Annotated in this window: 26 protein-coding genes; all 26 read left to right on the top strand. The window is 30.1% G+C overall.

Going from position 1 to position 13838, the window contains the following annotated elements:
• Window positions 1–751, top strand: a 751-nt coding sequence (locus AB1Z17_RS04515; protein WP_368050603.1) for a hypothetical protein, incomplete at its 5' end; no start/stop codon positions are given.
• Window positions 748–954, top strand: a complete 207-nt coding sequence (locus AB1Z17_RS04510; RefSeq protein ID WP_368050602.1) for a hypothetical protein — start codon at window positions 748–750, stop codon at window positions 952–954. The genes AB1Z17_RS04515 and AB1Z17_RS04510, both read left to right, overlap by 4 nt.
• Window positions 948–1508, top strand: a complete 561-nt coding sequence (locus tag AB1Z17_RS04505; RefSeq protein ID WP_368050601.1) for a hypothetical protein — start codon at window positions 948–950, stop codon at window positions 1506–1508. The genes AB1Z17_RS04510 and AB1Z17_RS04505 overlap by 7 nt, the downstream gene beginning before the upstream one ends.
• Window positions 1509–1777: 269 nt before the next feature.
• Window positions 1778–2122, top strand: coding sequence for a hypothetical protein (locus AB1Z17_RS04500; protein WP_368050599.1), 345 nt, complete (start codon window positions 1778–1780; stop codon window positions 2120–2122).
• Window positions 2123–2202: 80 nt separating this feature from the next.
• Complete coding sequence (locus AB1Z17_RS04495; protein WP_368050598.1) at window positions 2203–2379, top strand: hypothetical protein; 177 nt, start codon at window positions 2203–2205, stop codon at window positions 2377–2379.
• Window positions 2366–3634, top strand: coding sequence for a hypothetical protein (locus AB1Z17_RS04490; protein WP_368050597.1), 1269 nt, complete (start codon window positions 2366–2368; stop codon window positions 3632–3634). The genes AB1Z17_RS04495 and AB1Z17_RS04490 overlap by 14 nt, the downstream gene beginning before the upstream one ends.
• A complete protein-coding gene (locus AB1Z17_RS04485) occupies window positions 3631–3822 on the top strand; it encodes a hypothetical protein (RefSeq protein WP_368050596.1) in 192 nt (63 codons plus the stop codon). Before AB1Z17_RS04490 ends, AB1Z17_RS04485 begins: the two co-directional genes overlap by 4 nt.
• A 102-nt stretch (window positions 3823–3924) precedes the next feature.
• The gene (locus tag AB1Z17_RS04480) at window positions 3925–4089 is read left to right on the top strand and encodes a hypothetical protein (protein WP_368050595.1); all 165 of its coding nucleotides are present in this window, start codon (window positions 3925–3927) and stop codon (window positions 4087–4089) included.
• Window positions 4090–4242: 153 nt separating this feature from the next.
• Window positions 4243–4392 (top strand): antitoxin VapB family protein, encoded by a 150-nt coding sequence (locus tag AB1Z17_RS04475; RefSeq protein ID WP_368050594.1) that lies wholly within the window; start codon window positions 4243–4245, stop codon window positions 4390–4392.
• Entirely contained in the window at window positions 4389–4640 is a 252-nt protein-coding gene (locus AB1Z17_RS04470; protein ID WP_368050593.1) for a hypothetical protein, read from the top strand. Before AB1Z17_RS04475 ends, AB1Z17_RS04470 begins: the two co-directional genes overlap by 4 nt.
• Window positions 4637–4963, top strand: coding sequence for a hypothetical protein (locus AB1Z17_RS04465; RefSeq protein ID WP_368050592.1), 327 nt, complete (start codon window positions 4637–4639; stop codon window positions 4961–4963). The genes AB1Z17_RS04470 and AB1Z17_RS04465 overlap by 4 nt, the downstream gene beginning before the upstream one ends.
• The gene (locus tag AB1Z17_RS04460) at window positions 4960–5472 is read left to right on the top strand and encodes a DNA N-6-adenine-methyltransferase (RefSeq protein ID WP_368050591.1); all 513 of its coding nucleotides are present in this window, start codon (window positions 4960–4962) and stop codon (window positions 5470–5472) included. The genes AB1Z17_RS04465 and AB1Z17_RS04460 overlap by 4 nt, the downstream gene beginning before the upstream one ends.
• Window positions 5469–5648 (top strand): hypothetical protein, encoded by a 180-nt coding sequence (locus tag AB1Z17_RS04455; protein ID WP_368050589.1) that lies wholly within the window; start codon window positions 5469–5471, stop codon window positions 5646–5648. Before AB1Z17_RS04460 ends, AB1Z17_RS04455 begins: the two co-directional genes overlap by 4 nt.
• Window positions 5629–5841 carry a hypothetical protein gene (locus AB1Z17_RS04450; protein WP_368050588.1) on the top strand — a complete coding sequence of 71 codons (213 nt, stop codon included), beginning with the start codon at window positions 5629–5631 and terminating at the stop codon, window positions 5839–5841. Before AB1Z17_RS04455 ends, AB1Z17_RS04450 begins: the two co-directional genes overlap by 20 nt.
• An 84-nt stretch (window positions 5842–5925) precedes the next feature.
• On the top strand, window positions 5926–6159 hold the full coding sequence (locus AB1Z17_RS04445) for a hypothetical protein (protein ID WP_368050587.1): 234 nt from the start codon (window positions 5926–5928) through the stop codon (window positions 6157–6159).
• 18 nt (window positions 6160–6177) lie between these two features.
• A complete protein-coding gene (locus AB1Z17_RS04440; protein WP_368050586.1) occupies window positions 6178–6357 on the top strand; it encodes a hypothetical protein in 180 nt (59 codons plus the stop codon).
• Between the two features lies 1 nt (window position 6358).
• A complete protein-coding gene (locus AB1Z17_RS04435) occupies window positions 6359–6592 on the top strand; it encodes a hypothetical protein (RefSeq protein WP_368050585.1) in 234 nt (77 codons plus the stop codon).
• Window positions 6593–6730: 138 nt separating this feature from the next.
• A complete protein-coding gene (locus AB1Z17_RS04430) occupies window positions 6731–7360 on the top strand; it encodes a site-specific DNA-methyltransferase (RefSeq protein ID WP_368050584.1) in 630 nt (209 codons plus the stop codon).
• A gap of 54 nt (window positions 7361–7414) precedes the next feature.
• On the top strand, window positions 7415–7618 hold the full coding sequence (locus AB1Z17_RS04425; RefSeq protein WP_368050583.1) for a hypothetical protein: 204 nt from the start codon (window positions 7415–7417) through the stop codon (window positions 7616–7618).
• A gap of 1 nt (window position 7619) precedes the next feature.
• Window positions 7620–7772, top strand: coding sequence for a hypothetical protein (locus tag AB1Z17_RS04420; protein ID WP_368050582.1), 153 nt, complete (start codon window positions 7620–7622; stop codon window positions 7770–7772).
• Complete coding sequence (locus tag AB1Z17_RS04415) at window positions 7769–8032, top strand: hypothetical protein (RefSeq protein WP_368050581.1); 264 nt, start codon at window positions 7769–7771, stop codon at window positions 8030–8032. Before AB1Z17_RS04420 ends, AB1Z17_RS04415 begins: the two co-directional genes overlap by 4 nt.
• Window positions 8029–8679, top strand: coding sequence for a hypothetical protein (locus tag AB1Z17_RS04410; protein ID WP_368050580.1), 651 nt, complete (start codon window positions 8029–8031; stop codon window positions 8677–8679). The genes AB1Z17_RS04415 and AB1Z17_RS04410 overlap by 4 nt, the downstream gene beginning before the upstream one ends.
• Window positions 8672–8908 carry a hypothetical protein gene (locus AB1Z17_RS04405; protein ID WP_368050579.1) on the top strand — a complete coding sequence of 79 codons (237 nt, stop codon included), beginning with the start codon at window positions 8672–8674 and terminating at the stop codon, window positions 8906–8908. The genes AB1Z17_RS04410 and AB1Z17_RS04405 overlap by 8 nt, the downstream gene beginning before the upstream one ends.
• A gap of 297 nt (window positions 8909–9205) precedes the next feature.
• Window positions 9206–9394, top strand: a complete 189-nt coding sequence (locus tag AB1Z17_RS04400; RefSeq protein WP_368050578.1) for a hypothetical protein — start codon at window positions 9206–9208, stop codon at window positions 9392–9394.
• Window positions 9395–9488: 94 nt separating this feature from the next.
• Window positions 9489–9731, top strand: coding sequence for a hypothetical protein (locus AB1Z17_RS04395; protein ID WP_368050577.1), 243 nt, complete (start codon window positions 9489–9491; stop codon window positions 9729–9731).
• Between the two features lie 164 nt (window positions 9732–9895).
• Window positions 9896–13726, top strand: coding sequence for a LamG-like jellyroll fold domain-containing protein (locus AB1Z17_RS04390; RefSeq protein ID WP_368050576.1), 3831 nt, complete (start codon window positions 9896–9898; stop codon window positions 13724–13726).
• Window positions 13727–13838: the final 112 nt, after the last annotated feature.

Raw genomic sequence — 13838 nt, 5'->3', positions numbered from 1 at the left:
TGGAGAACAAGGTTTACAATTATTCTATCCTCAATTTGAAACTGTTCCTCAAAATATGAATTTTAATTTACACATTCATGTTTCTAATATTTCTAATGGTTTTCCTCTTTATAATACAGATTATGAATGTAATATTCACTTATATAATTCAACTGGAGATCACACTTTTGAAGGAACTTTAGAAAATAATGGGAATGAATGGGATAAAGAAGTTTATCTGACTTCTGGAAATTTCTCTGATTTGGGAACTCATGCTTTTTATATTTGGTGTAATAACACTTATTTAGGTGGAGAAGTGAGAGGAACATTTGAAGTAAGTCCTACTGGAGAGCCTCAAGATTTAATTCAACTTTCATCTAGAATATTCTTAATTGTTTTCATGCTTGTTATAATAATCTTTATTCAATGGAATAGTAAAAGAATAAATTATGATTCATGGTATTTAAAAATGGCCAAGAGATATGAAAATAAGAATTGGGTTAAATTTGGATTGTCAGCTTTAGGTTACAACTTAATGAAGAACTCATGGATATTCTCTTACTTAATTGGTTTAGTAGGTTTATTAATTTTAACAGAATTAACTTACTTCTTCAATATAACTTCAGCTTTAGATATTATGAAGATAGTTTTAGGCCTTTACAGTTGGAGTGCAATCTTAGTTTCATTAATCTTCTTTAGCCAAGTTCAAGAGTGGATAGTTGGATGGTTAGATGATTTACAGAATTTAAATTGGGGGATTGATAAACAATGACTAAAGAAAATAGAAGGCCAGTTAAAATAAGTTCTCAAGGATATACTTTCTTAGATAAGTTAATAGATAATAGGGTAAAGTTTGGAGAAAATAGATTAAATTTTATTCAAACTTTAGACTTAATCGCAACTTATTTTAAGAATAACAACGATAGATATTTAGAAATGTTAAAAACTAAATTAGAAGGAGAGAAAAAATGTTAGAAGAACTTAGCCCAAGAAACAGAAGTGCAATTTCTTTTTTAGTAGTTGCAATTTTTGCAATTTTTTTATCTGGAATTTTTTTGGGAATAGTTTATTTTGGAGTTAGCACTTTTCAAACGAGTTTGGAAGGAGTAACTTGTGAACTCCCGGGAACTACTTATGGAGATTGTCAAACATGGTTCGGAGATACAATTTATAAGTTATTGAATTTGAAACCAATAATAATTGTATTTAGTTACCTATTTATCTTTTCCCTAGTCATAGGTTTAGTTTTGATGGGTTACAAAAATGGTGAAAACCCAGTAATGATTGGAGTGATATTTATTTTAACTTCAATGTTTACTTATTTTGGAATAGAAATTTCAAATGTTTATAGGGGAATGTTAACAAATGAATACTTCTATTCAATAATGACCCCTTTCACAATTTACAATAAGATAATGCTTAACTTTCCATGGTTTATTGCCTTTGTAGGTTTGGCTAGTTTGGTTTTAAGCATAGTGAATTACCAAAGAGCAAGAGTAAATACTTCAGCTTCAGACTTGGATTATTAGTTATTACTTTTGAATTAAACTACTTCTTTAAATAGTATTTTATCGTCTATAAATTATGAAACTTCCAATGAGTTTAAAGGAGCGTTCTTATGAAGGCCTACGCTATGTTATAAGGGATTCAGAAACTAAGATCCCTCTTGTAAGAAATAAAAGTGAATGGGATAGTGACTCAGTCACAGTCATAAACTTACTTTATCACTCAATGAATTTTGGATTAAAAAATTATTATGAAATATTTGATAGAAAGAAAAAGGAGGTAATAAGTTAAAATGGACTACCAAGAAGAATTAAAAAGATTGCAAAAAGGTTCAGACTATTGGAAACCTAAAGCAGGACAATTCAAGGTGAAAGCATTATCAGAACTTGAAAGTGCCGATCCCTTTGTAAGGAAAAGAGAAGGCCAAGAGGATGAAATTTCTCCTCAAGCTAAGATTAAAATCTTAGTTGGTGGAGAAGAAAAGATTTGGACTTTTGGAAAAGGAAAAACTCCTGCTTCAACTTTTGGACAATTAGTAGAACTTGCAACTAAACATGCAAATCAACTTAAGGGTGTAGAGTTTTCTGTTGTTGTAAAGAACGACGGAACTAAGAACGATTACACTATTGTTCAATAATCCTGGGTAACGAGGAGATTTATTTTTATTATTTTTTAGTTACAATAACAATATATAAAGTAAAAAGAGTTAAAGAAAATATGACAGACATGAAAGACAAAAAAGTTAGATTGATTTTAATAGGTGACAGATATTATTCTGGAACTATAACCGACGAGGATGAATTGTTTTATTATCTTAATGATAAATTTGGAAAAGAAGTGGTGATAGGTAAATCCAAAGTCATTTCTTTGGAGGTGATAGATGGAAGAGGTTGAAATTAATTTCACTCAAGAAGATGCAATGAAAATGATGAGTAAAGCTATTGAAATTCCTTTAGAAAGAAAAAAAGAGGAAAAAGAAAAAGCAAAAAAATTCTTATTAAATAAATATTTACAAATTATAGAAATTCTAAAAGAATATACTGATTTAGAAGAAGATAATTATAAAATAATAGCTCTTTGGATTATTGGAACTTATTTCCATGAACAATTTTCAACTTACCCTTATCTATTCTTATATGCTATTAAAGGTTCAGGTAAAACAAGAGTTTTAAGATTAATAGCCAAGCTAAGTAATAATGGTAGAGTATTATTAAGTCCAACTGAAGCAGTTATGTTTAGGATCCCAAAAGGAGAAACAATTTGTATTGATGAACTTGAAGGAATAATGAATAAAGAAAATGGTGGTTTAAGAGAAATGTTAAACGCTTGTTATAAAAAAGGTTCAACAGTTCTTAGGATGAAACAAAAGAAAATTAATGGTTCAACTGAACAAGTAATTGATGAATTTGAACCCTACAAACCAATCTGTATTGCTAACATAAATGGCATGGAAAATGTGTTGGAAGATAGATGTATAACTCTAATTTTGGAACGTTCTGATAAAGAAGATATTATGAGATTGGTGGAAGATTTTGATGAAAATCTTGAAATTTCTGACCTAAAAGCTAGTTTTGAGGCCAATTTAGTGCAGTTATGTAGTGTAGTGTTGATAAGGGGGAACCTAAAACCATGGAATAATTACGTAAAATTTAAGTATTTTAAAACTACATATAATACACAAACTACACAAAATACACCTTCAGTGACAAAACAAGAAAAAAATGAATTGTTTGAAAAGGTAATAAATAGCAATATTAAAGGCAGAAACCTTGAATTGTTCTTTCCTTTAATTTTACTAGCATCAAACTTTAGTGACAGTGTAGTTAGTGAAGTTATAGAAATAGCCAAAAAAATGGCTGAAAATAAGCAAAAAGAAGATGAAATTGAATCAAAAGATAAGAGTTTATATGACTTTGTTTCAAAGCAAAATCAAACTTCAGAATACAAAAAAATGAGGTTACTTTTAATGGCCTTTAGAAGTTTTGTTGGTAACATTGAAGATTCAGAAGATAAGTGGTTAAATGAAAAATGGTTAGGAAAGGCCTTGAAAAGATTAAACTTGATTGTGGATAAAAGAAGAGTTAGTTCTGGGATTGAAGTTACTTTAGATATTGAAAAAGCTAAAAAGAAAATGGAGAGTTTTAAATGACCTTCATTTACAACATAATTCAAATAGCAAAAGACTCTGGTGCTTTAATCTACTTAATTGTAATAATGATTGGCTTAGTTTGGGCTTTAGACCGAAGAATTAAACAAGTAAAAGAACTAAGAGAAGAAAATGAAGACTTGAGACAAATTCAACAAAGCAGAAGGGAGGAGGATATGAGTGCTAAATAAGGTAGGCTTTGTTGAAACTTTTTTTAGTAAAACTAAGAATTGGGAAATCACCTCTTTTACATACCCCTTAGCACGATCCTCCCTTCACTTTTTTAAATTAAAATGAAAATAGAAGAAATAATAAAAGAACTTGATGGAAAAAAAGAATGGGAAAAAATGATGAATGAGATTTCCAATTCAATAAACATTTGTTTATCAAAACTAGAACAAAAAAGGTTAAAATTAGAAAAATACAGAGAGAAAGAAAATGAAAAAAGAAAGTCGTAAAATTTCACATGATATAATCTGGGCAATAGAAAAAGTTAGGCAAAAGGAAAACTTACCCTCGTTTGACTTGGCTTTAAGATTCCTTGTAGAAAACTACAACCGAAAAAATAAACCAAAAGATATATAAACATTAAATCATTAAATAATAGTATAATGAAAACAAAAAACACAACAATCACAATAAGCGAGGAAACTTGGAAAAGGTTAAGATCCATTCAAGGCTTAGGAGAAACCTTTGATGAATTAATCAAAAGAATGATTAATGAATTACAAAATTATGAATTGATGGGGGAAGGACAATGACTAAGTCAACACAATGTCCAGCTTGTGCAAGAATAAGGGAAGTAGCTGATGATGTAAATTATACTGTCTGTATCTGTGGAGAACCCCTTAAATTTGCGAAATTAGGCTCTTTAACAAACGAAAACACAAAAGACAACCAAGTTATCCTAAAAACAGTTTTTAACCGTGGAGTTCAACAAGGTCGGACTCCTTCGGTTCAAGAATTAATTGAATCAATTGACACAAAGATAAAGGTGAATTTGAAATGAAACAAGAAGAAGAATTTATTAAAGAGTTGAATGAGAAAATAAAAATTAATGAGAATTTAGCGTATAGAATAATTGAGGAAGAAAACGGAGAATTTAAAAAAGTGAGAGATGACGTTTTGAAAATAATAATTTTAGAGATAATTGATGAATTAGCTGAAAAACATTTTAATAATCCAAAGCAGGAGGATAATGATGTGGGTGGTTGCTACACTCGGTTTAATGGCTCTTTACCTTCTGAAACCATTTCCGTAAAAGAAGGAGTTAATTCTCCTGCTGAGGATTTTACAAAAGAAAAGGAGTTGGGAGATTCCGAAAATCAATGAGGTACGAACAAATGAAAGGAAAAGGAAATGATGGGAAAGGGAATACTATTGAAAGAGATTCTTGGGAAACAGATAATGAATTATTTGATGTTTTAGATGAACAATATAGATTTCTTTTTGATTGTTGTGCGACAGGGGAAAATAAGAAATGTGGTTTATTTAGCAATGATTTTTTGAATTACAAAAACCCTTATAATGATACTTCATGGATGAATCCTCCCTTTTCAAAAGCAAAAGAGATGTTTGAACATTTCTTTAAAATAATAAAAAAAGGAGTAGCAATTTTTAGATGTGATAATATGGAAACAAAAGTTTGGCAAGAAATTATATTAAAAAATGCTGATTGGATCTTTATTCCAAAAGGCAGATTTTCATATACTTGTTACGATTATAAACCAGATACTAGGAGTGGAACAAGATTCCCAAGTGCATTAATTGGATTAGGGGTTGAACCTCCAAAAGAATTAGAAGGTATTACGCTTTCCACAGTTAAGGAGAAGAAACAATGACTGAACAATTATTTGGACATAAGAAATGTGAAGGATTAATTGAATTTGATAGCTTTGGAAATTGGAGATGTAAATTATGTGGGAAAGTAAGCAAGGGTACAAAAGAAATAATAATTATTTCACAATCTAACGAAAATAAGAATAAGGAGGATAAAAATGGGAAAAAGACTAACTGAACAAGAGAAAAGAGATAGAGAAATAAATAGAATTATTTCAAAAATCTCTAAGCTTGAAAAGGTTCATGAAAAAGAGCTAGTTGAATCTGCTTGTGCTAGATACAAAAGAACACAAGTTGAAAGAAGGAAAGCTCAAGAAGAATTTGAACAAGCTGAAAGAAAACTACAAGAACTGAAAAAGAGGTTGAAATAGACATCCTTCAGTTCGCTTAATACATCACATAAGTAATCATACTCCACACAACGCCCTACGGTCTTAGTCTTTGGAAGAAAGAGGGTGGACATACGCCGTGCAAAAGACAACCAACCACACCCTTTTGTGGAGGTGGAGCAGTTGGATGTCCGTGGAAGTCGGGCAATATCACAAAAACGAACTAAAATGGGACTAAAGAATGCATTAATAATGGGAAACATCTATGACCCAGATACAGATTGTCAATATGTTTTACTTAGAGTTTCTGCTAAAGAATGGGATTTATGGAAACAAGAAGAAGAGGAGGAAAATGACTAAATCAACTGAGAAGAAAAAATGGTAACAGATTCACAACAAAAAGAAATAGAGCATAGACTTTGGACTGAGTTTCCTTTAGGATTAACTTGGTGGAAAATTCATTTAACTTATGAAAGAGTTTTAAAAAAAGAAGATAATTTAATTAGGGAATCTTCGCTTAAATCACGAACAAAGGAGAATATCACAAAAACGAACTAAAATGGATGACAAAGACAGACACATATTAGCAAAATTAATTGAAAACGACTTAGAAGGTTTAATCTACAAAGAACCTAAATGTGATTTTGAACATATTTGGAACTCTGCAATAGATTCAGCTAAACAAGTTTGTGAAAGTTATCAGGAAGATGAATATATAGAATTAAATGAAGAAAAGTTAGATGAATATGTAATAACTGATGAAGATTCGGATAAATCACGGGAGACGAAATAAAGATGGCAAGACATAAAGAATATGATAGGAATTATTATTTTGAAGACAAAGAAGAGGTTACCTTAGATAAGTTCATAAAAAAAGAGGAAATAAAAGAAGTGAAAAATGAAACTGATTAATGGAGACTGCTTAGTAGAAATGAAAAATATAGAATCTGGAAGTGTTGATTGTATAATTACTGACCCCCCATATCTAATGAATTACAAAAGCAATAGAAGAGTTGTAAAAGAAAAATTTAATCATATTGAAAATGATACAAATGAAAATTTTATTGTAGAATATATCAAAGAATGTTTTCGGATTCTTAAAGATAATTCTGGATTCTATTGTTTTTGTTCATGGCATAAAATAGACTTATTCAAACAAGAAATTGAAAAGCATTTTAAAATAAAGAATATAATTGTATGGAATAAAAATAATCATGGAACTGGTGATTTGAAAGGAAGTTATGCACCAAAACATGAATTTATAATTTTTGCACATAAAGGTAGGGCTTTAAATAAAAATAAGAGATTTACAGATGTTATTGATTGTAAGAAGATAAATTCACAAGATTTAACTCATCCAACCGAGAAACCACAAGAATTATTAGAAATTTTTATCTTAAACAATACAGACGAAAATGAACTTGTTTTTGATGGGTGTATGGGGACTGGAAGTTTAGGAATCGCATGTAAAAAGTTAGGAAGGGATTTTATGGGAATAGAATTAGATAAAGAATATTTTAAAATAGCTGAAGAAAGAATTAATTCGTCTAAGTCCTCTTAGCCGTAATTCGTACGAAACCGAAAGATATATAAAGGATACGTACGTAATAAAACTATGAAAAAAGATAGACTTCAAATAATAAGCGAGGGATTACCATTAATCCCAAGAGATATTTCAAAAGAAGAACAATTAAAAATGGCAAAGAAAAAGTTAGACTTCATGCACGAAAATTCTGGATTATTTATTTCAACTGGAGAATATATGATGACTCTTTCAAGCATTAAAGAAGAAATTAAAAGTTTAGAAAAAGAAATGTAAAATGATAACAAAAGAATCAAAATTAAGCCATGATGGAACTAACCTTTTAACAAGGATTCCAAAAGCTATTGAAGAAGAAGGAAAACTAAAGAAAGGTCAAAAGTTAGAGTGGTCTGCAAACAAAGGCAAAGTGGAGGTTAAGAAAGTAGAATGAATAAAGAAGATGCAATATTAGAATCAATAAAAGACTTAGTAGATTTTTTAGAACAAAAAGAAATGAAGAAATTTGGTTGGACTTCAGACAAAACTTTCTTATTAAGAAAAATAAAAGATAGAATCTATACAATCTTGAATCCAAGTAGAGATGGAAACTGTTGTGAAATGCCATCAAAGGATGAGATACATCCAATAGCAAGAAAAATCATAAGAGAAGAAGAGGCAAAGGAGAAGTTTTTAACAAGAGAAAGAGCATGAAAGAATATAAATTATTTAACACAGATGGAAAAACATTTTTTGACTTTCGGAGCAAACCAGAATCAAGATGCGAAGGATTTACATTAACTTATTGTGATGATGGAACAGTTGTTATGTCTGGAGATTATGGAACTCTTTGTTGGAAGAGATATGGAAAGTATCCAGATTATGGGTTTCCAAATAAAGAAACGAATATTGGTTACTTTGCTGAGAAGGTTTGTCAATGGGGGGTAGAACAAGTTATTGAAAAATGGGATAAAGATAAAGCAATAGAAGATTTCAAAGAGAGGTACAAAGATGAATTAGAAGATTATGAGGGAAAAGATAAATTTGAGGAAATTTTAGAACAAATGAATTGGTTAGAAGACTATGACGAGATTAAATTTTATGAATTAGTTAGAGATTTTGATAATGATTCTGAATGCTCTTATAAATATTATACTGAATATTTCAAATTTATCTTTGAAAACTTAAAAAGCGTTTCAGAACAAGTATTAGATGCAGTAAATAAAAAAAAGTTCGTAAAAAGTAAAGATATAGAATCAAATCATAGTCAGAAAATAAATAAAAATATTAATAAGGGGAAAAAAGTAGTGCCTTGTTCTGATGGCATGAAGTCCCCAATTAATAATAAAAAAAATGAATAAAATACATTATAGGCATATTAATGAAGCAGATTGTGGACAATTAAATGTAGATTTTGATAATTTAACTTATATTCAATCAGATGTTACTTGTAAAAAATGTCAAAAGAATATTTTACATGATTTAAAGTTAGAAATAGAAGATGCAAAAGATGAATTTAATAGAGTAAAAGAAAACTTCGCAATCTCAAATAAATTCATAGAAAGTAAAGATGACGGAGGAGAAGAATGATTTGGCAATATTACTCTTGTGTTGAAATATTTGGTGGAGAATGGGGTTTGGCTCTTTCATTTGTATTAATATCTTTAATAAGTTTTTTAGTAGGAAGAAAATACCAGATGAAAATACAAAAACTTGACGCCTTTTCGGAGGATGAGGAATGAAAAAACAAGAATTACAAGAAACAATTGAATGGTTACAAGGTCGTTTAGAACTTTTGAATAGTTCAAACCCTCCTTCATTTCCAACAGAACAAAAAATGCTAACTAGAATCTTAATTTACATGATGAATAATTTGGAGGTAGGGAAATGACACTAGAAAAAGAACTAGCAAAAGAAGTATTAACTTCAATAGAAGAAGACAAAGGAATTGAAGAAGTAAATAGAAAATATAAGAATTATCTAAATTACATTTCAAAAGGACAACCTTATGATGTTAAACTATTTAATGTCCTTGACCACAAACATACTAAATACTTGTTGAGGAAATTAGAGTGAAATTAATTTATGGTTTTTTGATTGGCCTCTTAGTTGGTTGGGTTCTTAGAGGGTTAATGGATTTATTTAATAAAAAAAATAAAGATAAGTTAAAATGAAATTTAAAGAATTATTTAAAAAGAAAAAGAAAGAAGATCTTCCTGAAGAATTAAAAGAAGAGTTTAAAGAAGAAGTTTCTTATCCAGAAGGAACAATTAAGTGCGAAGCTTGTGAAGAGCCACTTTTTCCATGGGAAAAAAGAAAAACTCATGCAGGAAAGAAATTCCATATTAAATGTTATAGGAAGGCATTAAAGATTGCAAAAACTCAAATAAAGAACGGAATTGGAAATCTTTAAATAGTAGTAGTTCTTTAGTTTTGTATGGTTAGAAAATTAAATTCTAGAGGAAAAAAAGGAAAAATTGTAGTTTGTCCTAAATGTGGTTACAAATGGAGAACCAGACAATTCAATAAATATATGGTATGTTGCTCAAATTGTAAGAGGTATTTTAAACTGAAAAAATGAATAAAAAACTATTCCTAACCTTTGCATTAATGTTTTTATTAATAGTTCCAATGGTAAGTGCAGTTAAAATTGATTACTCCCCAAACGACAAAGGAGTTAATGACATGAAAGCTCACGTTGAAGACACTATACTTTTTGGTTTAATTGCTGTCGGTGAACAAGGAACTATGGAATTAAAAAGTCATAAGTCACCCACAGATGTCTTGAAAGTTGGAACAGGTTGGCAAGTGACTATGATATATGAAACTAATTTTGGACAAGCACAAAAAGAAATTCTGGGTGATGTTACCTTTATTGATATGAGAACAGGTTTAGAAGTTGAAAAAGAATATAAGTTTGTTTATTGGGGAACAGAAGAAAGGGAAAGGGATACTTACTCTTGTCTAGAAACAGAAATGTTAAATGGAACTCTTGAAACAAATTGTGAAGTTAATGGAACTGAAACTTACACTTATGAAGGATGGTTAGATTACAATTCAAAGGATTTACCAAAAGGACAAATAACTTTAGGTTTAATGACTTATGTCGGATATAAAGATTATGTTGATGGTATTTGGGAAGTTCAAGGTAAAAAGATTGATAAACACGCAAGTTGGACAACTGCTTTAGAAGTTGACTTAGTTTCCTATTATACTTTAAATGAGACTTCAGGCACTACTGCCGAAGATGTTCATGGAACAAACGACGGAACAAACAACGGAGCAACTGTTAATGTTGCAGGAAAAATAGGAACTGCTTATGATTTTGATGGAACCAATGATTATGTAAGTGTTAGTTTTGGTGAAACATTTAGTGCTATAACTTATTCTTGGTGGATGGCTTGGGATGATTCTGGAACTTCAGCAACACAAGTAGTTTTTGAATCAGATACAACAGCAGAAGGTTTAGTTTATACTGGTAGTGGAGCAACGGATAGTATAGCTGTCCGTATAGGAACTGACTTAACAGATGCTTTGTTTGAAAGCGCTATTCCTGATTCAGGATGGCATCATTATGTAGCTACTTGGGATGGAACAGATGTTAAATTGTATGTTGATGGAACTGAGCATGGAAGTAGCCCGATAAGTAGAGCTTGGAGCAATCCATCTTTTACTTCATTTTATATAGGAGCAAGAGCAGGAAATTCTGTTAATTTTGATGGAAAAATAGACGAAGTAGGAATATGGTCAAGGGCATTGACCAGCACTGAAATAAGCGATTTATATAACTCAGGAGATGGTTTGGGTTATAGAGTTATTGCTCCAGCAGGATTTACCGTTTCTTTACTTCACCCAGAAAATGATAGTTATTTAAACGAAAGTAGAACGGTTAATTTTGGAGTTAATATAACTAATGCAGGAAACAACACTTTAGAACAAGTTGAATTAATTATTGATGGAAGTGTTGCAGTGACTAATACTTCTGGAACAGAAGGAATTTATAACTTTACAAGAGTTTTAGACAATGGAAATTATACTTGGTATGTAAATGCAACTGACAATGAAACTGAAGTTTTCACAAGTAGCGTTTATGAATTTGAATTAGATGTTGAAAGTGAAATTGATATAAATTTATTTAGTCCTGAAAACAATTTCGGTTCTAATGTAACGCAAATTACTTTCATTTCAAATGTCACAGATAAAAATTCTGTGGGGATAACTAATGTAAGTTTATTAATTGATGACGTTGTTGTTGAAACAAATACCTCTGGAATTGAAGGGAACTATACTTTCACAAGAACCTTTAGTGAGGGAAGTTATACTTGGAGAGTTATTGCTTATGATGACACTTATAACGAAAGTTATACAAGTTCTACAAGAAATTTTTATGTAGATTTAACTGCTCCAGTTATTACAAATGCATCTTTAAATGAAACTGTCCTTTACAATGAAGGAGATACTGTTTTATTAAATACAATTATTACTGATGACAATTTAGACACAGTTTTATATGAATATGATGGAACTAATAATACAATCTCTTCATTAGGTGGAGTGTTAAGTCAAACTCCAATTACTACAACTCTAACAGAATTGACAATAATTGTTTATGCAAATGATACAATCGGGAGAACAGTTTCTTCACAATTAAACTTGACTGTGGATTCAACCGCCCCTTCAATAGGAATAGAAGCACCAGGAGACACAGAAATCCCATACCTATATGAAAATTACTCAATACCTTTTAGTGTCATAATTGCCGATACAAATCTAGATAGTTGTTGGTATAATTATGCTGGAGTAAATAATTCCTTTGCTTGTGTAAATGATGAACTTTATACAAGTAGTTTTAATTATTCTGTTGGAAACAATACAGTTATTGTTTATGCAAATGATACTCTAGGGAATTTAAGAAGCTCTAGTGCTACAATAGATTATGAAATTTTGGAGTATTCAATAACATATACTCCTGAAGTAGTTGAAGGGGCTTATGAAAACTATCAAATCCAACTTTTAAAGGATTCAACTTCTTTAATTTCAAGTATTGATTTAATTTACGATGGAAGTTCTGATACTTCTTCTCTTTTTTCTAGCACAAACAATGTTACAGGGACATCTACCTTAGTTGTTCCAAGTGTTTCTTCAGATGAAAACCAAACTTTTTATTTTCAAATTAATCTTGCAAGTGGAACAAGTATAAATTCTACTTCAAGAACGCAATTAGTTCAAAATATAGAAATAGATGATTGTTCTGTTCAAACCTCTAAATTTCTTGGACTTAATCTCTTGGATGAAGAGGTTCAATCTCCTTTAAATGGAACAATTGAGGCAACATTAAGCATAGTTAATGCAATTAATTATCAAGAAGTATTAGGTTTATCTGGAAATTATTCGGATGTAAATAGTAAAGAATTTTGCACAAATATAGATTTAAATTCTACTTCTTTTTTATTAAATGCCGAAATTAGATATTTCTCAGAAAATTATTCTGCAGAGTTTTACCATATACAAAGAGCAGAGCTTTCAGATTATCCTAGAGATATTTCTTTATTTGATTTATTAAGTGAAGATACTACAAGATTTAAAATACTTTATAGAAATGAAGATTTAATTGGGGTAGAAGGGGCAATTTTACAATTACAAAGGAAATATCTTTCAGATGGAACTTTTGAAGTGGTAGAAGCTCCTTTAACTTCTAGTGATTCAACAGGGGTTTTGCATATTGATACAAATACAAACAAATATCAAATTACAGTTGTTAAGAATGGGGAAGTTTTAGGATTATTTCAAAACTTGGCCTTTATTTGTGAAAGCGAATTAACAGGGGAATGCACTTTGAATTTATATGATACTTTAACTCCTCCAAATTTAATATCTCTTACAAGTTTAGAGGATTTTTCTGCAGCACTAGAAAGTTCAATTGAAAATCAAACAATAACCTTAACTTATACAATTCCAAGTGGAACTACAGGAACAATTCAAGTTTTAGCTATTCAAAAAGACACAATTCTGGGAAGTTCTACAATTTGCAATCAAACAGTTATTTCTTCAGCTGGTTCTATAGAATGTTCTTATTCTACTACTATTCAAGATAGTAAAATAGATTATCAAGTATTCAAAGATGGAGAATTGGTTGCACAAAAAGGATTTATTGTTCAAGAAGATTTAAGAGATGACTGGGGGGTAGGGAACTATCTTATTTTAATTGTTCTTTTATTATCCCTAGCCTTTATGGCAATTTCTAGTCCAGAATGGATTGTAGTTAATTCAGTTTTAACTGTTTTAATTGGTGGTGGGGTTTGGTTAATAAGGGGAATAAGTTTTGTAGAAGGACTAGGTTCTTTAATTTGGTTAATAATTGCAGCAGTAATTTTGATAAGTAAACAATCTAGACAGGAGGACTCTTAAATGGCAGATCAAGATATAAAAGACTTTACTATTAATTGGGTATTATTTGGCCTATTAGTTTTTTCCCTTCTAGCTTTTGCTGTTTCTTTTGTCGCTAATAATAATCCAGATG

It is taken from the genome of Lutibacter sp., assembly GCF_040883305.1.
Lineage (GTDB): Bacteria > Bacteroidota > Bacteroidia > Flavobacteriales > Flavobacteriaceae > Lutibacter.
This window is presented reverse-complemented; position numbering and strand designations above follow the sequence as displayed.